Genomic DNA, 24,201 nt, shown 5'->3' on the forward strand with positions numbered 1-24,201 from the left:
TCACCGTGATGCCCCTCCAAACACACGTGATGCCCCTCCAGACACACGTGATGCCTCTCTGGTCACAGGGCCAGGGACTCCAGGTGGGTTGCGGCCTCCTCGGGGCCTCCGGCCGCGGCGAACGACTCGCGGATCCGGGCCGCGCCGTCGCGGCACTCGGCCGCTGACTCGATCGCCTTGCGGATGTCCGCCGCCTTCGCGCGGTCGAAGCGGATTCGCACGCCCGCCGACGCCGTGGTCACCTGCTGGGCCAGCATCGACTGGTCGTCCCGGATCGGGGCCACCACCAGCGGGACGCCGGCCGACAACGCTTCGCACACCGTGTTGTGGCCGCCGTGGCAGACGACCACCGAGGCGTGCGCGAACGCCGCCACCTGCGGGATCCGCCGAGCCAGCGCGACGCTCTCGCTGACCAGCCCGCCGGACGGGTCCACGACGAGCCCCTGCACGGACGGCATGCCCGCCAGCGCGTCCACGCTCTCGGCCAGGAACCGGCCACCCGCCGACGCGTTCGACGTCCCCAGGGTGACCACCACCAGCGGCCGGTCGTCCGCGGGAGCCCACTCACCCGACGACTCGGGCAGCGACGGCCCGACGTAGGACACCGGCACCGCCAGCCGGGACTCGCCGGCGAGCGCCCGCGTCGTGAACGCCAGCACCAGGTGCGGGGAAAACCGCAGGTCACCCAGCAGGACGCCGTGCCGGGCCCGCAGCCCGGCCTGGAGGCCGGACACCCACGCGGCGATCTTCGGCAGTGAGCCCAAGGGATCGGCCAGCTCGGTCGACGTCGACGCCGACGTCGCCCACGGCAGCCCGCACCGCGCCGCCACCAGCGCCCCCGCCATCGCCTGCTGGTCCGCGACGACCACGTCGGGGGCGAACGAGGAGACCGCCGAGGCCACCCCCGGCACCATCGCGTCGGCCAGCGGGACCAGGTAGGACTCCCACAGGTACTTCAGCGCGGCGAACCCGCGCAGCTCCGGCGGCCGCGGCACCGGCGAAAACGGCCCCGAGGAGAACACCGGACCGGAGACCAAAGTGGACAGCTCCGGCCCGCACCAGGCCACGGAATGCCCCCGCCGCGCCAGCACGGCAGCCACCCGGCGCAACGGCGCGACGTGCCCGGTCAGCGGCGGCACGACCAGCAGGAACCTCACGCCGCGTGCCGTTCGATCCAGCGCAGCACCAGCTCGCGCACCTCCCGGTGCTGCTCCACCAGCACCGAGTGCCCCTGGCCTTCGAACACGTGCAGCTCGCCGTGCGGCAGCACCGACGTCAGCGCTTCGAGGTCGTCCGCCTGGTAGCCGTGACTGCCCAAAATGGACAGTACGGGACAGCCGATCGCCGCCACCTGCTCCCAGGTGAGCAACGGCCCGAGCGGGACCTCCTCGGCCATCTTCGTCGACGTGATCCGCTCGGCCGCCATCCGCGCGAGCCGCCGGTGGTGGGCGCTGAAGTTCGCCTCGATCCAGTCGAAGCTCTCCTCCACCTGCAGGAACTTCACGGTGTGCGCGAGGATTTCGCTCATCTTCCCCGCCCACACCTCGGTCGCGGGCTCCGACTCGATGCACACGATGCTGCGCACGCGCGACGGCTGGGCCACGGCGTAGCTGTAGGCCAGCGTCCCGCCGAAGCTGTTGCCCACCAGGTGCACCGGCCGGTCGACGCCGAGCTGCCGCAGCAGGTCGTCGAGGTCGGCGACGAAGTCCCCGAGCGTGTACCCGCGCACCGGCCGCTCGGTCTTGCCGTGGCCGCGCAGGTCGTAGCTGATCACGTCGATACCGGCGGCCGCGACCGGCGGCGCGAGCGTCAGGTAGAAGCTCGCGAGGCTGTCGGTCCCCATGCCGTGCAGGAACACCACGGTCTCGGTGCCGCCTGCGGGCACGAGCTGCACGTTGGTGCGCAGCCCGTTCACGGTCATCGTGGGCACGTGCGCTCCCCCACGAACCGGGCGATGTCACCGACGGTCAGCCCGATGACGTCGTCGAGGTCCTGCTCGGCCAGGTACTCCGCGAGGTTGACGTCCGCGCCGAAGTGCTCGGCGAGGATGCTCGCGAAGGTCACCAGGTCGATGCTCTCCAGCTGCAGGTCTTCGTGGAACGTCGTGTCGGGCGTGATCTCGATGCCGAGCACCTCGGCGTCGCCGGTGAGCTGGGTCAGCAGCTCGGCGACGACGTCGAAGACGGCGGAGGCGTGGTCGAGGGTCATGACATGCTCCTGAGGTGGGCGGTGGCAGTGTCCCCGGTCAGCTCGACCGTGACGGCGAAGTCCGGCAGCACGCGGTGCCGGCCGGACACCGTGCCGTCGTCGTGCACCCGGATCTCCGCCGGGTAGACGGGCTCGGCGAGCCGGGCGCGGACGGCGTCCTTCGCGGCGATGCGCTTCAGCAGCCAGCCGCGCTGCTCGCGCGGCGGGACGGCGGCGAACTCGGCGCGCTCCCCGGCGGCGAGGTAGACGCCGGCGTAGATGTCGCGGGCGGCGACCGTCGGCCAGCGGTCGGTGACCGCGACCGAGCCGTCGTCCCGCCGGTCCGCCAGCAGGTGCCGGTCGGGGAAGGCGTAGACGCGGTGGGCGGCGCGGTCGCACGGGAACCGGACGTCCCGCCAGCGTTCGACGGTCGCGAGCACCCGGCCGTCCCGGACGAGTTCCGCGTCCATCTCGAGGACGTCCGGCCGGGGCAGCCGGACGCGCACCAGGCACTCGACGCGGGTGCCCGGCTCGGGTTCCGGCCCGTGCCACGTCAGCCGGCCGAGCGAGCGCGGGAACGCGAGCAGCCCGTCGGGCCGGGTGGCCATCAGCCAGCAGCCGAGCAGCTGCCCGACGTTGTCGAGCAGCCCGCCGGGTGCGGACGGCACGATCAGCTCGCCCCGGATGTGCTGCTCGCCGAGGCCGGTCAGACGCGCCAGGCCCCGGTAGGCCGGGCCGTGGAACATCTCGCGCTGCTCGTAGATCTCGGACGCGCTCAGCGGCGGGGTCGTCTCCGGACCGGGCACCCCGGTGCGCGACGGCGGTGGGGCGTACGTCCCCAGCTCGACGTTCACCAGCGCGTACGGTCCGATCTCGACGGTCACGCAGTCACCCTCGCGGCTCATCACCAGCGGCACCCGCTGCGCCGGGGAAGCGATCAGCCACCGCGAGAACACGGCGTCGCGGACCTCGACGGCCCTGGTGCCCGGCCAGGTGCGTTCGGCGGCCCGGCAGGCGAGGTCCACCAGCGTCGTCGCCGGGACCACCGGCCGGAAGTCGGACTCGTCGGGCCAGTCGTCGCGCTGCCGGAAGAACCGGTGGTCGCGCAGGTACGGCATCGCCGTGAGCGAGACGTCCACAGTGGACTCGACGCGGCGGCGGGCGGCCGCCGCGACGACGTCCGCGGCGGCCCGGCGGGTGTCGGTGAGCAGCGCGGTGAACTCGGCGACGATCGCGTCCGGCACCCCGGCGGGCAGCACCTCGTCCTCGAGCAGACCGCGCGCCGACTCTCCCAGCGACAGCAAGGGATTTCCGGTGTTCAGCCGGATCCGGCGGGGTTCGAGGACCTCGAAGTCCGGGTTACCGCCTTCGGTCCACAACGCGGTCGCGGCGCGACGCAGCTGAGCGAGCCCGGACCGCGTTCCGGACGCGGCGGCGACGACCAGGTGCCGCCGCTCGCCGAGCGTGTCGGTGACGAACGAGCCGAGCTGACCGGCTCCGACCTGCACGAACGCGCGGAACCCGGCGTCGTGCAGGGCCTCGGTCAGCGCCCGGAACCGGACCGGGCGCACGAGGTGGACCAGGTACAGCTCGCGAATCGCTTCCAGCGCGGCCGGGTACGGCGCCGCGGTCGTCGCCGACCACACCGGCAGCGCCGGCTCGCGCAGGTCGAGCTCGGTGACGAGCCGGGCGAACGGCGCGAGGTGCGCCCGCATCAACGGCGTGTGGAACCCGGACCGGAACGGCAGCGTCCGGGCCACGATCCCCTGGCCGCGGCAGGTCTCGGCGAACTCGGCGACGGCCTCGGGCGGCCCGCAGACGATCGTCTGCTTGACCGCGTTCTCGTGGGAGATCACCAGGTCGCCGGGCAGCAGCCCGGCCACCCGCGCGGCCGGGCAGCCCAGCACCAGGTAGTCCGCTTCGGGCAGCTCGAACCCGTCGGGCCAGTAGCGGTCGAGGACGCCCGGGTCGGCCCGGTACATCCCGGCGGCCTGCATCGCCGTCCACTCGCCCACGCTGTGGCCGGCGAGCGCGTCGGGCCGGATCGCCAGCCGCCGGAGGACTTCGCCGAGCATCAGCCCGGTGGCCGACACGCTCGCGGCGCGGTCGAGCACGCTGGCGGTCGACCACTGTGGACGGTCGAGGCCGAAGTGCGCGGCCACGTCGCCGATCCGCGGCTCGGCGCCGTCTTCCAGTCCCGGGTGGACGAACGCGATCCTGCCGCCGGGCAGCAGCGGGTCGACCGAGCACCAGACGTCGCCGCCGCCGTGCCACGCCTTGCCCGTCGCGGCCACCTTGGCCAGCACCTTGCGGGCCGTGGCCAGCTTGCGCTCGTCCGGGCCGACGATCCCGATCCGGCACGGCCCGTCACGTTCGTCGCCGGGCCGGTCGAGGCGCTCCAGCAGCTCTTCCGGTGTGCCCGCGGCCAGCCGCAGCACGCGTTCCGGCTCGTCGACGCGCACCCGCCGCTTCGGCGCCGGATCGCCCCCTTCCAGCACGATGTGCGCGTTGACGCCGCCGAAGCCGAACGCGTTGACCGCACCCGCGCGCGGCAGCTCGCCCCACGGCTCGGCCTCGGCCAGCACACGGAAACGCGTCTTGTCCAGCAGCGGGTTCGGGTCGGCGCAGTTGAGCGTCGGCGGCAACACCCCGTGGTGCAGCGCGAGCGCCACCTTGACCAATCCGGCGACTCCGGCCGTCGGCAGCGTGTGCCCGATCATCGACTTCACCGAGCCGATCACCGAGCGCGGCCCGCCGGCCTGGCCGAAGACGTCGGCGACGGTCGTCAGCTCGGCGGCGTCCCCGGCCGGCGTCGCCGTGCCGTGTGCCTCCAGCAGGCCGATTTCCGCCGGATCGAGCCCGTCCCAAGCCCGGCGCAGCGCCAGGGTCTGCCCGGCGACGGACGGGCTGAGCAGGCTCGCGCCGCGCCCGTCGCTCGACGTGCCGCTGCCGCGGATCACGGCGTACACGCGGTCGCCGTCGCGCCGGGCGTCGGCCAGCCGCTTGAGCACGACGAGCGCGGTGCCCTCGCCGATGAGCATGCCGTCGGCTTCGCGCGAGAGCGGGCTGATCCGCTGGCTCGGCGAAAGGGCGCCGAGCTGGGTGAACAGCGACCAGAGCGTGTCGTCGTGCGTCTGGTGCGCACCGCCCGCCAGCACGACGTCACAGCGGTGCCGGGTCAGCTCGCCGATCGCCTGGTCGACCGCGACCAGCGAAGACGCACACGCGGCGTCCACTGTGTACGCCGGACCGCCGAGGTCGAGCCGGTTGGCGACGCGGGCCGCGGCGAGGTTGGGCACCAGTCCGGCGGCGGTCTCCGGCCGGAACTCGCCGAGCGGTGCCAGCAGTGCCGTCCGCAGCCGGTCGAGGACGTCGGGGCCGGCCGAGGGCATCAGCTCGCCGACCGTGCGGGTGATCTGCCGGACGGTGCGGACGCGCTGGTCGAAGCCCCGCAACCCGGGCGAGAGGTAGCCGCCGCGGCCGAGCACGACGCCGACGCGCTCGGGGTCGCCGAGCCGGCCGAGGCCACCGGCGTCCTCGACGGCGGCGACCGCGACGGCCAGCGCCGTCAGCTGGTCCGGTTCCGTGCCCTCCAGGGACGTCGACGGCACGCCGTGGGCCACCGGGTCGAACTCGAGGGTGTCGGGGGCGAAGCCGCCGCGACGGCCGTGCGTCCGGTCCGGCCCGGTGCCGTCGTGGCCGTGGAACGCCGGGTCGCGGCGGTGCGGCGGGACCTCGGTGACGGCGTCGATGCCGTCGACGAGGTTCCGCCAATATTGGTCCACCGTGGACGCGCCGGGCAGGAACACGCCCATGCCGACGATCGCGACCGGCTCCTGGCTCACCACAGCGACGCCGTGTACAGCACCGCACGGTCCGAGCCGTAGGCGAGTTCGCGCAGCAGGGCCGCGGTCGCTTCGGCCGGGTCGAGCAGGGCGACGTCCCGGCGCTCGTACTCGCGCGCGAGCTCCGGCGACACCATGCCGCGGTGGTCGGCCGCGGGCGCCCACGGTCCCCAGTGGACGGTCACGGCCCGGCCGGGCCAATCGCGGCCCAGAGCCTCCAGGGCGTCGTTCGCCGCGGCGTAGTCGGTCTGGCCGCGGTTACCGAGCACGGCCGCGATGCTGCCGAAGAACGCGACGAAGCCGGGTCCGACGTCGAGCGCGTCGAGCAGCGCGCGAGCACCCTCCGCTTTGGTCTCGTAGACATTCCGGAACGACAGTTCGTCTTTGTCCGCCATGAGCTTGTCGTCGATCACCCCTGCCGCGAAGACGACGCCGTCGACCCGGCCGAGGTCCTTCACCAGGCGCCGGACCGCTTCCGGGTCACGCACGTCCAGCGTCCGGTAGGCCGGGTCGCCACCCGCGGCCCGGACTTCGTCGAGCGTGCGGCCGATTTCCCGCTGGGCCAGCACGGTCCGCACCCGCCGTTCGATCCCGGCCACCGATCCGCCCCGGCCGGCCAGCACCGCCCGCATCGCGGCCGGGTCCTCGGGCAGGTCGTCCGGCTCCCCCGGCCACGGCGTCCGTCCGGCCAGTTCGATCCGGCAGCCGGCCGCGGCGAACGCGGTCGCGGCGTGCGCCGTGATCCCCCGCGCGCCGCCGACCAGCAGCACCACCGAGTCCGGGCCGAGGCCCAGCGCGGCCAGTTCGCCGCCACCGGGACCGGCGCCGGAGTAGGCGATCGACGGGAGGTCCGCGGGCCGCGGCTCGATCGTGAAGCGGCCGCTCTCGTCGTGGCACACGACCGAAGGGCCGTCGCTGAGGGCCTCGTCGACCAGGACCTTGGCGACGTCGTGGGTGACTTCGACGAGCCGGGTGCCGCCGTCGCGTTCCAGCGCGGCGGCGCGGGCCAGGCCGCGGAGGCCGGCCGTCCCCGGCTCCGCCGCCAGCAGCACCGTGCCCTTCACCGTCTTGAGGAGCTTGAACACCTCCGGGACGCTGCGACCGGCCGCCAGGACGACCGTGATGTCCGCGTCCGCCGGGACGAGCTCGGCACCGGCCGCGGCGAACGCGGCCCGCACGGACTCGTCGTCGCCCAGCACGGCCACGGACCGCCCGCGCAACCGCGCGGGATCCGGATCGAGCGGCACGGGCACCTTGACCAGGCCGTACCGGCGCGGCGCCCGCGCTTCCGGCGCCGGGGCCAGCCAGTTCTCCAGGTGCGCGGTGAGGGCGCCGGCCGTGCGGTCGCGGCTGAGCTGGTCGGTGCGGTCGTCGGCGGGCAGCCCCAGCCGGGCCAGGAGCGTGCCCGCGATCTCGGTCCGTTTGATCGAGTCGATCGACAGGTCCGCCTCGAGGTCGAGGTCGCCGGCGATCATCTCGGCCGGGTAGCCGGTGCGTTCGCTGATCACGCCGATCACCGTGGTGAAGACGTCGGCCGGGGCGGCTTCGACCACCACCGGCTCCGGCTCCGGAAGCGGTTCCTCGACGACGGGCGCCGCGACGGGGACGGGGGCGGGAGTGCTGCCCAGGTAGCCGAGCATGACCTCCCGCTGGGCCGCGACGAGCTCACGGGTGGTGCGCAGGAAGTCGACGATCGCCTGGTCGCGGCCGGGTGCGGACGGGGTCATGGCGGTACTCCGGATTCGTCGGGCCGGGGGCAGGGCGGGTGCCTCGGCGCCGGGCGCGCGGACGGACCGCCCGTCGACGGCCCAGGCGGTCGGGGACGGTGCGGGACGCCGCGGCCGGGTCAGCCGCTCGGTGCGGACGCCGACGCCGGCGTCGGCGAGTGTCCGCAACGCGGTCAGGAACGCTTCGAGATCGGGTCCGCAGGCGACGACGGTGTGCGGGCGCTCGCCGAGGATCTCCCCGACCAGCCGGGTGAGCACACGGCCCGGTCCCACCTCGACGAACGTCCGCGCCCCGGCCGCGTACATCGCTTCGATCTGGTCGAGGAACCGCACGGGCGCACCGATCTGCGCGGCCAGTTCGGCTCGGACATCGCCCTCGTACGGCTTCGCGGTGCGGTTCGACCACACCATCCACTGTGGATCCCGCAGGGACTCACCGGCGAGCTCGGCCGCGAAGACGGCTCCCGCCCCGGCGACGAGCGGGCTGTGGAACGCGCAGGCTACGGGGATCCGCTGGGCCGTGACGCCGGTTTCCCGCAGCCGCCGGATCGCGCGTTCGATCGCCGCCACCGGGCCCGAAAGGACAACCTGCTCGGGGGCGTTGTGGTTGGCGACCACGACGTCCGGGCCGATCAGGGTGGGCGTGAGGAGGTCCCGCGGCGCCTTGACGGCGGCCATCGTGCCGGGCCGCGCGACGTCGGCGATCGCCTTCGCCCGCGCGTGGCTGAGCCGCAGCAGGGTCTCGGTGTCGAACGCGCCCGCGACCGACAACGCGACCAGTTCGCCGTAGCTGTGCCCGGCGAGGAAGTCCGGGCGGACGCCGACCTGGTCCAGGAGCCGCGCCACCGCCGTCTCGACCAGGCCGAGCGCCGGTTGCGCGACGCGGGTGTCGGTAAGGGCTCGTTCCTGGTCCTGGACCGCGTCGGCATCGAAAGCCTTTGCCGGAAACGCTTTCACGGCGACGTCGGGAGCGAGCTTGAGCACGTCGGCCAGCTCCGGGAAGTGCACGAACAGCTCGGCGAGCATGCCGGGTCGCTGGCTGCCCTGGCCCGGGAAGAGGAACGCGACCTTTCCGGGATCGGCGTCGCTCCGGCGGATGCCGGCGAGGATCTCCTCGGCCTCGGGAGCCCAGTCGCGCAGGCCGTGCCGCCGGTCGGGGCTCACCGGGCCCGCGCCGAGCACGGCGTGGAAGTTGGTGCCGCCGAAGCCGAACGCGCTCACCCCCGCGAGCCGGGCCGGGTCCGCCCACGGCCGCGCGGCCGTCGTGAACGTGAACGGGCTGGTGGTGGCGTCCCACGCCGCGTTGGGCCGGGTCAGCTGCAGCGTCGGCGGGACGACCTCGTGCCACAGCGCGAGTACGGCCTTGATCAGCCCGGCCAGCCCGGCCGCGCACTTCGTGTGGCCGATCTGGCTCTTCACCGAACCGAGCACGCAGCTGCCCGGCCCGGCGCCGGCGTCGGTGAAGAACCCGGTCAGCGTGCGGAGTTCCGTGGCGTCGCCGACGACCGTGCCGGTACCGTGCGCTTCGACCAGCCCGACGTCCACAGGGGACACTCCGGCGTCGCGGTAGGCCCGGTCCAGCGCGCGGTGCTGGCCTTCCGGCCGCGGCGCCGTCAGGCCGAGCGCCTTGCCGTCGCTCGCCGCGCCGACGCCCTTGACCACCGCGTAGATCCGGTCGCCGTCGCGCTCGGCGTCGGAAAGCCGTTTCAGCACCAGGCAAGCGACGCCCTCGCCGAGCGCGATGCCGTCGGCGGCCGCGTCGAACGGGCGGCAGCGCCCGGTCGGCGAGAGCGCGCCGGCCGAGGTGAACATCAGGTAGTCGTGGATGCCGTTGTGCAGGTCGACCGCACCGCACAGCACCAGCTCGCTCGTGCCCGCCCGCAGTTCCTTGGCGGCCAGGTCCAGCGCGGCCAGGGAAGACCCGCACGCGGCGTCGACGGTGTAGTTCGCGCCGCCGAGGTCGAGCCGGTTGGCGATCCGGCCGGAGATGACGTTGGCGAGCGTGCCCGGGAAGGTGTCCTCGGTGGGTTCGGGCAGCTGCTCCAGCAGCTCGGGCGGGACTTCGTCGAGGTAACCGTCGAGCAGCGACCGCAGCGTGCCCGCGTTGGCGAGGTCGCCGCCCGCCTCCGCGCCGAACACGACACTGGTGTGCTCGCGGTCGAAGTCGCGCTCGGCGTACCCGGCGTCGGCGAGCGCCCGGCGCGCGGTCTCGAGCGAAACCAGCTGGGCCGGATCGATGCTGGTCATCGCCGACGGCGGGATGCCGTGGTCGAGCGGGTCGACGGCCAGGGCAGGCAGGAAGCCGCCCCACTTCGAAGTGGACTGTCCGAAGTAGACGTCCGGGTCCCAGCGCCCGGGTGGCACCTCGGTGACCGCGTCCTCGCCGCGCAGGATCGCGGACCAGAACGCGTCGAGGTCCGGCGCGCCGGGGAACGTGCAGGCCATACCAATGACGGCGATGTCCCGGGTCGCGCCGACCGGCTTCGGTTCCACGTGGCGGGTGAACGTCCGGCCCGACGTGACCTCGCGGTGCAGCTCGACGATCGTCGTCCGGCGGTCGCGCAGCACCGCGACCTCGCCCGCCATGTACATGCCCTCGGCGAACTGGGTGGCCTCGTCGATGCGCTCGCCGTCACGCCGCACGCCCTTGCTCGCGACGCGCAGCCGTCCGGTGTTCAGCTCCTCCAGGCGCTGCCACGCTTCGGCACTCCCGGTCAGGCTCGCCTTGACCTGCTCGAACTCCGCCGTGTACGGGCTGGGCAGGCAGCGCGTCCGGTGCCCCGGCGCGGTCTCGAGGGTGACGGTCGCGCCGGCGGCGAGCGCGCGGTCCTGGAACAGGCCGGTGATCGCGCCGTGCGTCACCGCTTCCTCGGTGAACAAGTAGGCGGTGCCCATCAGGACACCGAACGCGTCGAGCGGCGCGGCCATCGCGGCGACCATCGCGGCCGACCGGGCGTCGTGGATTCCGCCCGCGAAGAGCACCTCGACGTCCTCGGCCCCCTCGAGCACGGCCAGCTGTTGTTCCCACAGCTCGAAACTCGTCCGCGGCCCGACGTGTCCGCCGCACTCGGCGCCCTCGAAGACGAACCGGCGGACCCCGGCGTCGAGGTACTGGCGGAGCAGGATCGGCGACGGCACGTGCACGAACGTCGCGATCCCGTCGGCCTCCAACGCCTTGACCTGCCCCGGTTTCCCGCCCGCGACGAGCACGCACCGCGGCCGCGCCGCGCGGATCGCGGCGAGCTGCTCGACGCGCAGGGCGTCGGGTACGAAGCCGAGGATGCCCGCGCCCCAGGGCCGGTCGACGAGCCGCTCGGCGGTGCGCGTGAGCAGGTCCGTGGTGCGCGCGCCGTTCGCCGTGGCCACCGCGACGAACGGGAACCCGCCCGCATCGGCGACGGCCGCCGCGAAGCCGGGCTGGTCGCTCACCCGCGTCATCGGGCCCTGGACGACCGGCAGTTCGCTGCCCAGCGTCCGGCAGAGCCGGCCGGACGGCGCCGGCGTGGGCACTTCGGCACCGACGATCCGCCGCACGTCCACTGTGGATGACACGACGACACCCGCCGCGCCACCGGCCAGCGCACCCACCGCCGTCCTCGGCCCCGAGACACTGCCCCACACCGGAACGTCGAAGGCGGTCAAGAGTTGTTGCAGCAGAACGAAGTCGCTCAGTTCGCCGCCGCGGGCGACGAGCCCGAGCGCGCCGCCGCGGACGGCCTCGGCGGCCGTGGTGGCGTCCGGGACCTCGGCGAGCGCGCCGGCCCACGGCGCGGCCGTCCGGACGGCGAAGGCCGCGCCCTCGGGCAGCACGCCGTTCGTGCGCACCCCGAAGGGCACCCGGACCCGGGCCGCGACCAGCCGCAGGGCGGCCGGATCGGCGCCGTCGAGCACGCCGAGCCCGCCGTCGCGAGCGACGGCGGCGACGACGTCGGGATCGCCGACGCCCAGGCACCGCAGCCGTCGAGCGTGCGACGGCGGGACGAGCTCGGCCATCGGCGAACCTCCTGTGCGGGGTGGGGTGATCTTCACCGGACCGATCCCAGGAATAACGCACCGGGCCCGGGAAACGCAATACTCGTGCTAAAGTACGAAACTGTGGAACGCGGCACGATCAACGCTCTGACCAGCACTTTTATCACCTGTATCGCAACCGCGGAATACATTTCTCGCACCTTCGTGACACTGTGAATTCGAATACGGGAGGCCGTGTGGAACTGAGCGGACGGGTCGTCGTGCTGACCGGCGCGGCCCACGGGATCGGCGCGGCCATGGCCCGCCGCTTCGCCGCCGAGGGCGCGGCCGGGGTCGTCGTGTCCGACGTCGACACCGCGGGGGCCGAGCGGGTGGCGGAGGAGATCGCGGCCGCGGGCGGCCGGGCCGTCGCGGTCGCCGCCGACGCGACGTCCAAAAAGGACCTGGCGGCACTGGTCGCGACGGCGAAGGCCGCGTTCGGCCCGGTGGACCTGTTCTGCGCCAACGCGGGCGCGGCGTTCGGCACCGGCGTGCACGCGGCGGACGAGCAGTGGGCGAAGTCGTGGGAGATCAACGTGCTGCAGCACGTCCACGCCGCGCAGGTCGTGCTGCCCGCGATGCTCGCGCGCGGCGAGGGCTACCTGCTGATCACGGCGTCGGCGGCCGGGCTGCTCGGCACCCCGGGCGACGCGCCGTACTCGGTCACCAAGCACGCGGCCGTCGGCCTCGCCGAATGGCTGGCGATCACCTACCGGCCGCGCGGGGTGCGGGTCAGCGCGCTGTGCCCGCTCGGCGTCCGGACGGCGCTGCTCGAGCCCGGCATCGCGGCGGGCCACCCGGCCGCGCTGGCCATCGCCGCGGCCGCGCCGCTGCTCGAACCCGAAGACGTCGCCGAGGCGGTCGTGCACGGGCTCGGCAAGGAGGAGTTCCTGATCCTGCCGCACGAATCCGTGCGGGAGTCGTTCGCGCGCAAGGCGGGCGCGGTCGACGCGTGGATCGACGAGATGGCCGTCCAGGGAGGCTGAAAGTGGAGTACCGGAGGCTCGGCGCGAGCGGGCTCGCGGTGAGCGAGATCGCGTACGGCAACTGGCTGACGCACGACGCGCCCGGCTGCGTCGCGGCGGCGCTGGACGCGGGCGTCACGACGTTCCACACCGCGGCGGCGTGGCACGACGGCGCCGCCGAAGAGGCCTACGGGGCCGCGTTTTCCGCCGTCCGCCGCGACGAGCTCGTCCTGTGCACCGGGGTGTTCTGGCCGGAAGGGCCGGGGCCGAACGACGCCGGGCTGAGCCGCAAGCACGTGATCGCGTCACTGGAGGGCTCCCTGCGGCGGCTGCGCACCGACCACGTCGACGTCTACCAGCTGCTGCGCTTCGACTACCGGACGCCGGTCGCGGAGACGTTCCTCGCGCTCTCGGACCTGGTGCGGCAGGGGAAGGTCCGGTACGTGGGCACGTCGGAGTGGACGGCCGAGCAGCTGCTGCAGGCGCACGAGGCGGCTTCGCGGTACGACGTGCCGTTCATCGCCAACCAGCCGCACTACTCGATGCTGTGGCGGGTCGCCGAGGCACAGGTGATGCCGGTGGGCGAGCGGATCGGCGTCGGGCAGTTCGCGTCGGTGCCGCTCGCGCAGGGCGTGCTGACCGGCAAGTACCGGGACGGCCGCATCCCGGCGGGCTCGCGCGCGGCCGGGAAGGCGTCCGCGCGGCCGTTGCTGATGCCGGAGCTGCTGGAGCGGGTGGAGCTGCTGCGCGGCGTCGCGGACGACGCCGGCCTGACGATGGCGCAGCTCGCGCTGGCGTGGACGCTGCAGCACGAGACGGTCGCCTCGGCCGTGGTCGGCGCGAGCACCCCGGAGCAGGTCACGGAAAACGCGAAGGCCGCCGGCGTCCGCCTCGACCTCGACGTGCTGACGCGCATCGACCAGCTGCTCGGCAGCTTCGTCCAGACCGACCCGCGGCTGGTGTGGTCGCCCCCGGCCGCCTAGCCGGCGCCGAGGCAGACGAACGGGCGGCGGAACGGGTCGACGGCGATCGCGTCGGCCAGCGCCAGCGCCGGGCTGTCCCGGACCGCGAGCGCGCGGTAGTAGTCGTCCATCGCGGCCGCCGAGGCCAGGTCGCCGACGCGGGACAGCGGCGCGATCACCGTCCGCGAGCCGCTGGCCAGCAGGGCGCTGGCGAAGCCGAGGGCTTCGTCGCCCGGCCGGATCCGGTTGAGCGCCAGCTCGCACGCGGCGAACACGACCTGCCGCGGCGGTTGCCGCAGCCCGGCCATCTCGTGCCCGAAGAGCGCGCCGTCGGCGAGCTCGAGCCGGGAGAACAGCGCGTTCTCGGGCTCGTGCGCGCCGTGGGCGGCGAAGTGCGCCAGCTTGGCGCCGTCCATCGCGCGCAGCACGGATTTCACGGTCGCCTTGGCGCCGGTCATGGTCGTCGCGGCGCGGTAGTGGGTGGTCAGCTTCTCCAGCTCACCGCGCGCCCCGGCGAGCCCCGGCCCGCGCACGAGCACGATCTTGCGCGCCCGCGGCGACTTCGTCAGCTCCGCGGCGAGCCACGCGGTCGCGGACGGCGCGACGACGGTCGGGCGCCCGCGCAGCCCCGGCAGGACGCCCCACGGCACGGCGTAGAGCGGCCCGGTGGGGACGATGACCAGCTCGCGGTCACCGAAGAGCTCGGCGAGCGGCTGGATCAGCTGCGCGTCGAGCTTGTCGGCCTGCTTGCGCGCGGAGGCCATGACGACCTCGGCGAGCCGCTCGGGCAGGTTGTCGGGCGCGAGGGCGTCGAGGTCGACGTTGAGCACGCGCGCGGACTCGGCGGCGGCCTCGGCGGACCCGAGCCGCACGAGCCGGCACTCGCCCCCGGCCACGACGACGGCGACGAGCTCGTCCCCGGAGGCGGCGAAACTGACCATGGCCCGGCGGCCGAGCTGCGCGAAGACCTCGTCGAGCCCGGCCACCGGCCGTGGCCGCCCCCACCGCCCGGTGTGCCACCCGAGCCGCTGGGCCTCGCGAAGCCGTTCGTTGTACTTGGCGCGCAGCCCGGCGACGGGATGACCGTCGTGCTGCGCTTCCTGGATGGCCTGCCCCAGCCCGCGCACCTCGGCCACGCGCGCGGCGAGCTCGGGATCGGTCCCGGCCGAGAGCGGTTCGTAGCGGTAGGTCTGCGCCCGCGTCCGTTCGAGCCAGACGAACAGCCGCCGGGCGTCGTTGCGTTCGAGCACGAGCTTCACGGCGAGGTCGGCGAGCTCCTGACCGTGGAGCGCGGTCCCGGAGACGAGATCGAGCCCGCCCATCCGATCCCGCACGGCATCGAGCTCGGTGAGCCCGGACCGGATTTCGGTGAGCGCCTTGGCCCGGTTCCCCTGCGCGACGGCGAGTTCGGCCCGGCAGAGCCGGCGCAGCATCCGGTAGTCGATGGGGGTGAGCTGCCCGGGACGCGGCACCTTCCGGAGGGTCTCACCGGCGCGCTTGAGGTTGCCCCGCCGGATGTCCAACCGGACGGCGAGCATCCGCGCGGTGGCCGCCTGCTCGGTGAGCCGCGGTACGGGCAGCGTCTCGGCGGTCCGGATGGCCCGGTGCGGCAGGGACGCCGGGATCTCCCCCGAGCGCAGCGCTTCCCGCACGTCGGCCTGCAGTCCGATGATCTTCGCGTTCCCGGCGCAGGTCTGGCACCCCACCTTGAGCATCCGCCGGCGGGACGACCCGGCCATCTGCCTGGCCAGGTCCAGGTCGTCCGCCCTCAGCGCGGCTTCGGCCCGGTGCAGCTCGATGTAGGCCAGCTCGCGCGTGACGCTCGGCAGCGAACGCATCGACTCCATCAGGTCGTCGAGGTGCTCGCCCGCCTCGCCGGCCAGCCCCGCGGCCAGCAGCGCCTCGGCCTGTTCCAGCCTCAGCTGGGACGGCACGTCGAGGTCCAGCGCCCGGTACGAACGCTCGCTGACCTCGTAGAGGCGAAGGGCCTCGGGCACGTCTCCGGTCCGCAGCGCCAGCGTTCCGAGGAAGCGCCGGCCGTCCGCCGCGTCGGCGCGCAGCTCGTACTTCTCGGCGAGTTCGATGGCGCGGCTGAGGTCCTCGCGAGCACGGCCGACGTTGCCGAGCTTCGTGTGCACCCAGCCCCGGGCGGCCAGCGTCTGCACGAGGCCGACCATCCGGGGTTCGGGTTCCGTGGTGTGGTCGAGCCAGAAGCGCCGGTGCTCCATCGAGGTCCCGAAGTAGCCGAGGCTGTCTTCGTTCCGGCCGACGCTCATGAGCCGCGCGCCGTAGTTGTGCTCGAGCGCCGCGCTCAGCTCGGCGCGCACGACCTCGTCCTCGACCCCGGTGATCAGCCGGCGGACGTCGTCCAGCCCGGCGAGCCCGGCCTTGATGTCGCCGGAGATCTCCGAGTTCAGCGCGACCAGTGTGCTGGAGAGCCGAATCCGCGTGACCATCCAGTCGGTGCGGTGCGCGGGGCCGACCGGATACATCGAGTCCAGCAGGCCCATGCCCTTGCGCAGGAGACGCACGCCCTCGTGGAAGCGCCCGAGGCACGAAACGTCCGAAGCGGTCTGCTGGAGTTTGCGGACCCTGTCGATGACTTCGGACGGGTCCAGCTTTGTCACAGGCACTCTCCTATGACAGCACAGGCGTAAGCAGAACGGAGCCCGCCTACCGGTCGAAGATCGGCAGGCGGGCGGTCACAGCTTGGTCAAGTTCAGCGGGCCACCTGGTAGCAGGGCGGCGCGCAGTTCGGCGTCACGACCGGACCGCCGCTCTGGTCCTTCGCGGGGACCAGCGGGTCGTGGTCGATGTGCACCCAGCCGAACTCGTCGGGCTCGGGGTGCGGGACCACCGGGCCCGCCTTCTCGGTCGGCTCCGGGGTCTCTTCCGGCTTGGTGTCCGTGGGCGTCGACATGGTCGATCTCCTCTCCCCTGGGGATCTGCATGGGGACGCGGCCGTAACGGTGTGTCCCCGTCGCGAGGCCCTCTCCCCGCGAACGGACCAATAGTTTCACAACGGAGCAATGATCGGGAGGGTTTTCGCTACGGAAAGTCAGACCGAGTGCCGTGATCAGGCCAAACGCCCCGGCCGGAACGTCCTAACGAGTGAACTCTGTAACGGTGTCCACTGCGGACGTGCACCGCCGCCGGGTGGGTGAGCGGACGGCGGGGCCGTCCGGTGGGGCGTGATGCGCCGGGCACGGACCGCGACCGGCCGGTCGCCCACGGCACGGACGGCTGCCCGATCGCGCAGTTCCCGTGCCGCAGCTTCGAGTCTCGGGCGCGCGTCACCCTGGCCGGACGACAGCGCCGTCCGGCCGGGAGTGTCCTTTGTGGACAGCTACGCTCGCCTGGCGATCACCGCCTTGTGGACGGTGCGGACCAGCCGCGCGTTTTCCGGGGCCGCTCCGCCCGGGAACGCGAAGCGGCGACGGTTGTAGCCGTACGCGAGGCCGCTGCGCGGGTCCGCGAAAGCCTGGGAGCCCGCCGCGCCGCTGTGGCCGAACGCGCCCTGGCCCAGCTCCGGGTAGTCGTCCGAGACGACGGCGAAGCCGAGGCCGAAGGCGTTGCGGTTGCGGGTCGCCAGGTCGTCGCCGATCGAATGGATCTGGGCGAACTCCGCCGCCGTCTCCGGGCTCAGGAGCCGGCCGGGGCCGCTGACCGCCGCCGCGTACATGCCCGCCAGGCCGCGGGCCGAGCCCACGCCGCCGACCGAGGCCGGGCTCAGACGGCGGACCGCCTCGATGTTCGGGAGGTCCCAGAGCTCCGGCGCCTTCGGGTGGTTGCGGTTGAAGGCGATCGCGGTGATGCTGTCCGGCCCGGTCGCCCCGGCCTCCAGCTCGGCCAGCTGCTCCGGCGTGGGCAGCATCGGCTGCGTCGTCAGGAAGCGCGGCTCGAGCTCCTCCGGCAGGCCGAGGTAGAAGTCCAGGCCGAACGGCTTCCGGACGCGCTCCTCGTAGTGCTCCTGGATGCTGCGTCCGGTCACCCGCCGGACGACCTCGCCGGTCAGCGCGCCGATCACCAGCGCGTGGTAGCCGAACTGGGTGCCGGGCCGCCAGTACGGCCGCTGCGGGGCGATGCGCGCGGCGATCACCCGGTCGTCCGCGATCTCGGCGGCCGTGAACCCGTCGTCGGCGCCGACGACGCCGGCGCGGTGCGCTAGCAGCTCCCGCAGCGTGATCGCCGCCTTGCCGGCGGCGCCGAACTCCGGCCAGTAGTGGCTGACCCGCTCGTCGAGGTCGAGCACGCCGTCCTGGACCAGCAGCGCGACCACCAGGTGCGCGGCGCCCTTGGTCGAGGAGAACACGCCCGTCAGCGAATCGGCGGTGATCTCGGGCCCGGTCCACAGGTCGACGACGCGTTCGCCGTCGACGTGCGCGACGAGCTGGGCGGCGTAGTCGCCCCCTTCGGCGGCCGCTACGGCCGCGAACTCCTCGCGGACGGACTCGAACCCGTCGGCGACGGTCCCCTGGACGAACTCGGACGACATGGTGGCTCCCTCGGTGATCCCTGCGGCTGCGCCTGGAGTCAACCCGCGCGGCGCCGGGGTATTCCGCGTAACGCGAAGCGGCCCGGCCGGGATGTTCCCGGCATGGGGGAACCTGACTTCGAAACCGAGCCGTCGGAAACCACCCGGCCGGGCCGCGGCCTGGGGATCGCTTCGCTCGCGGTCGGCGCGCCCGCGCTGACGCTCGCGGTCGCGACGTGGGCGGCGTGGCTGATCGTCCGGCCGCCGGTGGTGACCGCCTGGGCGAACTCGTGGGTCACGCAGGCGTTCGTGCTGGTGCTCGGCGCGCTGTGGTTCGCGCTGCTGCCGATCAGCGTGCTGGCGCTCGTCTTCGGGGTCCACGCCGGCGCGCGCACCGAGCCCGGCCCGGGCCGGATCGGCGCCACGCTCGCCGTCCTCACCGCGCTGCTCGCGCTCTCGGGGGCCGCGGTGTTCGCGACGACGTCGTGGCGGCACGTCGGGCCGCCCGTCGCGTACTTCGACATCCAGACCGGGCAGAGCCGGTAGAACTCCCGGCGCGGCGGGTACCACCGGCTCATGAAGCTGACCTCCACCGTGCTCGGCGCGGCGGACCCACGGGCGCTCGCCGCGTTCTACTCGAAGTTGCTCGGCTGGCCGATCCGGACCGACGAGCCGGAGTGGGTGACGCTGCGCCCGGACGATGGCGGCGCCGGTCTGTCGTTCCAGCTCGAGACCGGCCACGTGCCGCCGGTGTGGCCGCCCGCCGACGGCGCCCCGCAGATGCAGCTGCACCTCGACATCGAGGTCGACGACCTCGAAGCGGCGACGGCGGCCGCGACCGCCGCGGGCGCCGTGGTCGCGCGGTTCCAGCCGCAGCCGCACGTCCGCGTCTGCCTCGATCCGGCCGGGCATCCCTTCTGCCTCTGGACGCGTGAATGAGGTGACGCCCCGCGTTCGAACGGTCACAGGATCCGCTATGTTCGCCTGAGGTCCTGTTTCCGGCGAACGGAGTTGAGTCCTGTGGGGGTGCACCGGATCTGGCACCACGGACTGGTCCCCACCGAGGGGAAACGCCCCCTGGACGCCTTGCGCGGCAGGCTGATCGCCCGCCAGCGGCAGCACGACGACTACACGGTCGCCGATCTCGGCTCGTCCGACGACGGCGGATCGCGCCGCTGCGACCTGAAGTTCGGGTGGAGCGACGGCGAAGGCCGCTACTCCGTTCAGGTATTGCTTTCGCTGTGCTACCACGCGGGCGAGGACCGCGTGACGTGGCTGCTGGCCGCCGCGTGCACGCGCCCGTGGCGCAACTGCCACGTCGCGCCCGCACAACGGATCGGGCTGGAAGAGCTCGGCGCGAGCGGCAACGACGAGATCCCCATCGAGGCGCCCGTTCTCGCCATGCGCGGCTGGTCTCGCAAGGAGTGCGACCGCGTCGCGGAACTGCTGGGCGAGGCGCTGGTGGCGCAGTGGCGGACGTCGGCGGTGCTGGTGCTCACCGAACCGCCGACGGTGCCGGTCGACGGCTGGCCCGGTCTGGTCAACGTCTTCGACGTCGACGACCGCTTCCGCCGCACGCTCAACCGGAATGTGCCCTTGGGCTACGAAGTACCGCAGGGCGCGCGGCTGTACGCGCCGCTGTGCGACCAGCTGCCGGACTTCGTCGAGACGGGCGGCCCGGTGCCCGCCGAAGCGCTCCAGGGTGCGATCACGCGGCTGCTCCAGGCGCGCGGCCGGACCCCGCTGCCCGAAGAGTGGGCCGAGGTGCCGAGCGTGCAGGCCTGGTACACCTCCGATCCCTTCGCCGCGCCGGACCGGGAGCCGGACGCCGGACTGGCGGAGAAGCTGGCCCGCGCCGAGCGGGAACTGGCCGAGGCGCGGGGCGTGATCACCATCCTGCGCAAGAAGTCGAAGGCCGACGCCGAGGAACGGGACCGGCACGCCGGCGAGGTGAAGGTGCTCCGCCGCCGGCTCGACGACCTCTCCGCGATCGACGTCGCGTGCCTGCGGACGCAGCTCGCGCAGTTGCAGGAGGAGGTGGACGACTACGCGCGCGCGTTCGAGGAGACGGAGGCCGAGCGCGACGAGCTCAGACGCGTGAACGGCCTGCTGGCGGGGACCCTGGCCCGCTACCACGGCGCCGACGACGAGGTCGCGGCCGCCGAGTGCCCGCCGGAAGAGTTCCCCAGCTTCGCCGAGCTGATCGGCGCCGCGACGGCTTCGCTCAGGCACCTCGCGATCACGGCCGAGCCGGCGCCGGCCGCGATCCTCGACCACCACCCGAAAGCCACCGCCTGGCGCCGCAAGGCGTGGGACGCGCTTCGCACCTTGGACGCGTACGCCCGCGCGCGGACCACGTTGCTCGGCTCGGGCCAGGACCCGGGCCCCGAGCTCTCCGACGTGCTCGCCTTCGCGCGGACCGGCCAGCCGGGTTCGCTGATCAGCGCCAACATCATCGCCCTGGCCGAGTCGGACACGGTGACCACGAACGAACGGCTCCGCCAGGCGCGGACGTTCCGCGTGGACCCCCGGACGAACCCGGCGGGCCGCGACTACTTCGGCGCGCACATCGCCTTGGAGCGCTTCAAGTCGCCGGCGCCGCGGCTGCACTTCCTCGACGACACCGACCGCACGGGCACGGTGTACGTCGGGTACCTCGGCGCCCACCTGCCGACGTCGAAAACCAACTGAGCGAGAATCGCGCGCATGATGGAGACCGTCCACAAGCACCTGGCCTACTGCTGGATCGCGCGGGGTGACCGGGTGCTGTTCCTCCGCCGGGCGCCCGGGACGTTCCTCGGAGGACGGTGGGAACTGCCGGGCGGCACGGTCGAGCCGGGCGAACCCAGCGAAACGACGGCCGTCCGCGAAGCCGCGGAAGAGACCGGGTTGACGGTCCGGGTCACGGGCGAGCTGTCCCGCGATTCGTGGCCGGACGTCGCCGGGCGCGCCATGGAGATCCACGCCGTCGTCCACGCGGTGGAAGAGGACGGCGCCGGCGACGTCGTGCTCAGCCCGGGCGAGCACGACGATTTCCGTTGGCTGACAACGGAGGAAGCTCGCGGGCTCGAGATGGCGGAGCACTTCCGCCGGTTGCTGTGATCGCATGCGCTCACTCCTCCTGCGGGGTGAGCAGGACGATCGGGATCACGCGGTCGGTCTTCGTGGCGTACTCGTCGTACAGCGGGAAGATGCGCGTCATCCGGGGCCAGAGCGCCTCGCGTTCGGCCGCGGACGCGACCCGCGCGCGGGCGGTGAACCGGCGGGTGCCGACCTGGACCCCGACGCTCGGCTCGGCCTGGAGGTTCTTGAACCACGCCGGATCCTCGTCGGCGCCGCCCTTGGAGGCGACGACGACGAAGTCGTCGCCCGAAGTGCCGTAGATCAGGCAGGTGCGGCGGGCCTCGCCGGTCCGGCGCCCGGTCGTGGCGAGGATGAGCGTGGACACGCCGTTCGATTCGTGCCCTTCGGTGCCGCCCGAGGCGAGGTAGGTGCGGGTCTGCTCGGCGACCCAGTCCCATGACGAGTCGGTGGCGCGGTCGAGATCGTCGGCAACGGCCATGGTGGGTGGTCCTTTCCGGTGGGGGTGGGGTTCAGCCGAGTTTCTCGGCCAGCGCGACGATGACGCCTTCGGGGCCGCGGACGTAGCAGAGGCGGTAGCTGTCCTCGTACCGCACCAGCTCGCCGATGAGCTCGGCACCGTGGGTGCGCAGGCGGGCGACGACGTCTTCGATGTCCGTCACGGCGAACATGATGCGCCGGATCCCGAAGGCGTTGACCGGCGCGTTCGGCTCGGCCGTGGTGGTGGCCGCCGGGGCGTGGAACTTCATCAGCTCGAGCCGTCCGTGGCCGTCCGGGGTCCGTACCACGGCCAGGTCGCACCGGACGCCGTCCAGGCCGACCATGCGGTCCACCGACGGCCCCTCGACCGGCGCCTCGCCCTCGAGCTCCAGGCCGAGCTCGAGGAAGAACGCGATGGCGGCCTTCAGGTCGTCGACCACGATGCCGACGTTGTCCATGCGCTCGATCGTCATGGCTGCCTCCCGTGTCACGCGGCCCCTCTCGGCCGCTCGTGCTCCGGGGACGGAGCCGGTGCGCCGTTTTCGACAGCCGCTCGATCACGGGTCTCGCTGCCCGGGGTGACCCGGTCGGTCTTGCCCGAGCGCTATTCGTCCGGCCTGGGCAGCTGCCGCAGTCCGATCAGGGAAAGCAATGCGTCCATGCCACTGACGTTACCGAACACACGTGCGACGATCATCGCTGAACCGGGTGAAACCGGGCCGTCGGGCGCAGACGGATTTCTGTTGTGGCACAAGGGAAATCACGGCATATTCGGCCGAGTCGCCCCCGGTTTCCACGATACCGGAGGGCACCGACAAAAACGGCCGGGCACGCAATGCGGGTTTCTCATGGGCGAGGGACCAGCCCGGGGCGGGGCGCACCCTGGGAGCCCACCGCTGTGCCGGGCTCGCAGGTCACCCGCATCCGCAGGGGCGGGAGGTGACCGCGGAAAAGACAGCACTTCTTCGCCGGCAGGTGGCGGGGCCTCGTCGCCGGGCCACCCGACCGTGGCGGATCCCTCAGGAGGCGATGGCCTCGTTGATCGCCAGCAGCTCCTGGGCGGTGCGCGTGGCGGTGAACTCGATGACTTCGTAGCGGGCGAGACGGCGGGTGACGAACGGGTCACTCGCGAGCACGGCGTCGAGCTTGCCGCGCAGCACCGAGCGCGTCAGGATCACCTGGTCGGCGGCGCCGTTCCCCTTTCCGGAAAGGAGGAAGACTCCCTTCGTGAATTGTTTGCGCAACCAGTCCGCGTGGTCCGGGAGCGCGTAGTCGACTTCTGTTTCGGGCGCCGTGTAGGTCAGCAGGGCGATGTACATGATTCGATGGTAGAACTCTTTCACCCGCAACGCATCCGCCTGCTGAGTGGCGCGGGACACCGGTTTCGGCAATATCCGGGTCAAGAATTACGGGCGTACTTTACGATCGCTTTTTCAATTTTCTTCCGGCTTGCCGTACGCACCTCGGCGTACGCCGGGGTGTCGACGCCGGGCCGACGCGCCGGGCCCCGCCGGGGGGCGACACTTCCCGTCATGAACGCACTGACCCGGATCTGGCACGACGGCCGGCGAGCCGAGCGCGTCGCCTATGCGGTCGGCGCTGCGCTGTTCGTGAGCGGCGTCGTGCACGCGATCGTCCTCCTCGCCACCGGCGGCTCGTGGCTGGGCCCGCTGTCGATGCGCAAGGCCGTCACGTTCGGCCTCTCGTTCGGGCTCACGCTCGCGTCGGTGGCCTGGGCGACGTCGTTCCTCACCGTGCGACCCCAGGTGCGCAACGTCCTCCTCGGCGCCTTCACCGCCGCGAGCGTCGCCGAAGTCGTGCTGGTCAGCATGCAGGCCTGGCGCGGGGTGCCGTCGCACTTCGACTTCGGGACGCCGTTCGACACCGCCGTGTCCATGACGCTCGCCGCGGGCGGGGCCGTGATCGTCCTGACGATCATCGGCTTCACCGCCGCCGCGCTGGTCGGCCCCGGTCCGGACGCGCCCAGCATGCGGCTGGCGATCCGGGCCGGCCTGGTCGTCCTGCTGGTCGCGCTGGCCACCGGCGCCGTGATGATCGCCCGCGGCGTGGTGCTGGCCCGCGGCGGCGACCCGGAAGGCGCGTACACCACCGCCGGCTCGCTCAAGCCGCTGCACGCGGTCGCGATGCACGCGATCCTCGTGCTGCCCGCGCTGGCCTGGGTCCTGCGTTTCAGCCGCTGGCCCGAGGCCCACCGGATGCGGGTGGTCGTCGCGGCCGTCGTCGCCGACGCCGTGCTCACCGCCGTGATCGGCGTCGAGTCCTTCGCCGGCATCGACCCGCTGACCGCGCCACTGCCCGTCCTCGGCCTCTCCGCGCTGGCCGCGGGCGCGCTGGCCGGCACCGGGATCTACGCCCTGTCCGGGATTGAACCGGCCGTCCGGTTCACCCGTGTCCCCACTGGGAAGGCAAGGGGCCGGTAAGCGGCGGACGGAGATCACGCGTGCGGCA

General features: G+C 73.2%; 18 protein-coding genes. 7 read left to right on the top strand and 11 right to left on the bottom strand.

Annotation, left to right across the window (positions count from 1 at the left end; genetic code table 11):
- Nucleotides 1-62 precede the first annotated feature (62 nt).
- From ACWEN0_RS00180 to ACWEN0_RS00200, 5 genes are read right to left on the bottom strand one after another with little or no spacing between them, the layout of a single operon-like run.
- A complete protein-coding gene (locus ACWEN0_RS00180; protein WP_451967493.1) occupies nucleotides 63-1,157 on the bottom strand; it encodes a glycosyltransferase in 1,095 nt (364 codons plus the stop codon).
- Nucleotides 1,154-1,930, bottom strand: coding sequence for an alpha/beta fold hydrolase (locus ACWEN0_RS00185; RefSeq protein ID WP_451967495.1), 777 nt, complete (start codon nucleotides 1,928-1,930; stop codon nucleotides 1,154-1,156). The genes ACWEN0_RS00180 and ACWEN0_RS00185 overlap by 4 nt, the downstream gene beginning before the upstream one ends.
- Nucleotides 1,918-2,208, bottom strand: a complete 291-nt coding sequence (locus ACWEN0_RS00190) for an acyl carrier protein (RefSeq protein WP_451967497.1) — start codon at nucleotides 2,206-2,208, stop codon at nucleotides 1,918-1,920. Before ACWEN0_RS00190 ends, ACWEN0_RS00185 begins: the two co-directional genes overlap by 13 nt.
- Nucleotides 2,205-6,035, bottom strand: a complete 3,831-nt coding sequence (locus tag ACWEN0_RS00195; RefSeq protein WP_451967499.1) for a beta-ketoacyl synthase N-terminal-like domain-containing protein — start codon at nucleotides 6,033-6,035, stop codon at nucleotides 2,205-2,207. The genes ACWEN0_RS00190 and ACWEN0_RS00195 overlap by 4 nt, the downstream gene beginning before the upstream one ends.
- Entirely contained in the window at nucleotides 6,029-11,752 is a 5,724-nt protein-coding gene (locus ACWEN0_RS00200; protein ID WP_451967501.1) for an SDR family NAD(P)-dependent oxidoreductase, read from the bottom strand. Before ACWEN0_RS00200 ends, ACWEN0_RS00195 begins: the two co-directional genes overlap by 7 nt.
- A 215-nt stretch (nucleotides 11,753-11,967) precedes the next feature.
- On the opposite strand from ACWEN0_RS00200, the gene ACWEN0_RS00205 reads away from it, so the two are divergent.
- Nucleotides 11,968-12,756, top strand: a complete 789-nt coding sequence (locus ACWEN0_RS00205) for an SDR family oxidoreductase (RefSeq protein ID WP_451967503.1) — start codon at nucleotides 11,968-11,970, stop codon at nucleotides 12,754-12,756.
- Nucleotides 12,757-12,758: 2 nt separating this feature from the next.
- On the top strand, nucleotides 12,759-13,718 hold the full coding sequence (locus ACWEN0_RS00210) for an aldo/keto reductase (protein WP_451967505.1): 960 nt from the start codon (nucleotides 12,759-12,761) through the stop codon (nucleotides 13,716-13,718).
- Here ACWEN0_RS00210 and ACWEN0_RS00215 read toward each other — a convergent pair.
- The 3 genes from ACWEN0_RS00215 to ACWEN0_RS00225 form a co-directional block, all read right to left on the bottom strand.
- Nucleotides 13,715-16,324, bottom strand: a complete 2,610-nt coding sequence (locus ACWEN0_RS00215) for a CHAT domain-containing protein (protein ID WP_451967507.1) — start codon at nucleotides 16,322-16,324, stop codon at nucleotides 13,715-13,717. The two genes, ACWEN0_RS00210 and ACWEN0_RS00215, sit on opposite strands and share 4 nt — an antisense overlap.
- 92 nt (nucleotides 16,325-16,416) lie before the next feature.
- Nucleotides 16,417-16,617, bottom strand: coding sequence for a hypothetical protein (locus ACWEN0_RS00220; protein WP_451967508.1), 201 nt, complete (start codon nucleotides 16,615-16,617; stop codon nucleotides 16,417-16,419).
- Between the two features lie 426 nt (nucleotides 16,618-17,043).
- Entirely contained in the window at nucleotides 17,044-18,192 is a 1,149-nt protein-coding gene (locus tag ACWEN0_RS00225) for a serine hydrolase domain-containing protein (RefSeq protein WP_451967509.1), read from the bottom strand.
- A gap of 102 nt (nucleotides 18,193-18,294) precedes the next feature.
- Between ACWEN0_RS00225 and ACWEN0_RS00230 the strand changes: the two genes are divergently transcribed.
- From ACWEN0_RS00230 to ACWEN0_RS00245, 4 genes are all read left to right on the top strand, one after another.
- On the top strand, nucleotides 18,295-18,717 hold the full coding sequence (locus tag ACWEN0_RS00230; protein WP_451967510.1) for a hypothetical protein: 423 nt from the start codon (nucleotides 18,295-18,297) through the stop codon (nucleotides 18,715-18,717).
- A gap of 30 nt (nucleotides 18,718-18,747) precedes the next feature.
- Nucleotides 18,748-19,110: a VOC family protein gene (locus tag ACWEN0_RS00235; RefSeq protein ID WP_451967512.1), complete on the top strand. Its 363-nt coding sequence runs from the start codon at nucleotides 18,748-18,750 to the stop codon at nucleotides 19,108-19,110.
- 81 nt (nucleotides 19,111-19,191) lie between these two features.
- Nucleotides 19,192-20,862 carry a hypothetical protein gene (locus ACWEN0_RS00240; protein ID WP_451967514.1) on the top strand — a complete coding sequence of 557 codons (1,671 nt, stop codon included), beginning with the start codon at nucleotides 19,192-19,194 and terminating at the stop codon, nucleotides 20,860-20,862.
- Nucleotides 20,863-20,877: 15 nt separating this feature from the next.
- A complete protein-coding gene (locus ACWEN0_RS00245) occupies nucleotides 20,878-21,273 on the top strand; it encodes an NUDIX domain-containing protein (protein ID WP_451967516.1) in 396 nt (131 codons plus the stop codon).
- 10 nt (nucleotides 21,274-21,283) lie between these two features.
- Here the strand turns inward: ACWEN0_RS00245 and ACWEN0_RS00250 are convergent, their stop codons facing one another.
- The 3 genes from ACWEN0_RS00250 to ACWEN0_RS00260 all read right to left on the bottom strand — a co-directional run bounded on the left by ACWEN0_RS00250 (nucleotide 21,284) and on the right by ACWEN0_RS00260 (nucleotide 23,051).
- Nucleotides 21,284-21,733, bottom strand: a complete 450-nt coding sequence (locus ACWEN0_RS00250; RefSeq protein ID WP_451967518.1) for a nitroreductase family deazaflavin-dependent oxidoreductase — start codon at nucleotides 21,731-21,733, stop codon at nucleotides 21,284-21,286.
- Nucleotides 21,734-21,764: 31 nt separating this feature from the next.
- Complete coding sequence (locus ACWEN0_RS00255) at nucleotides 21,765-22,205, bottom strand: VOC family protein (RefSeq protein ID WP_451967520.1); 441 nt, start codon at nucleotides 22,203-22,205, stop codon at nucleotides 21,765-21,767.
- Between the two features lie 546 nt (nucleotides 22,206-22,751).
- Complete coding sequence (locus ACWEN0_RS00260; protein WP_451967522.1) at nucleotides 22,752-23,051, bottom strand: YciI family protein; 300 nt, start codon at nucleotides 23,049-23,051, stop codon at nucleotides 22,752-22,754.
- A 213-nt stretch (nucleotides 23,052-23,264) separates the two neighbouring features.
- Between ACWEN0_RS00260 and ACWEN0_RS00265 the strand changes: the two genes are divergently transcribed.
- Nucleotides 23,265-24,173, top strand: coding sequence for a hypothetical protein (locus ACWEN0_RS00265; RefSeq protein WP_451967524.1), 909 nt, complete (start codon nucleotides 23,265-23,267; stop codon nucleotides 24,171-24,173).
- Nucleotides 24,174-24,201: the final 28 nt, after the last annotated feature.

It is taken from the genome of Amycolatopsis sp. NPDC004378 (genome assembly GCF_053602455.1).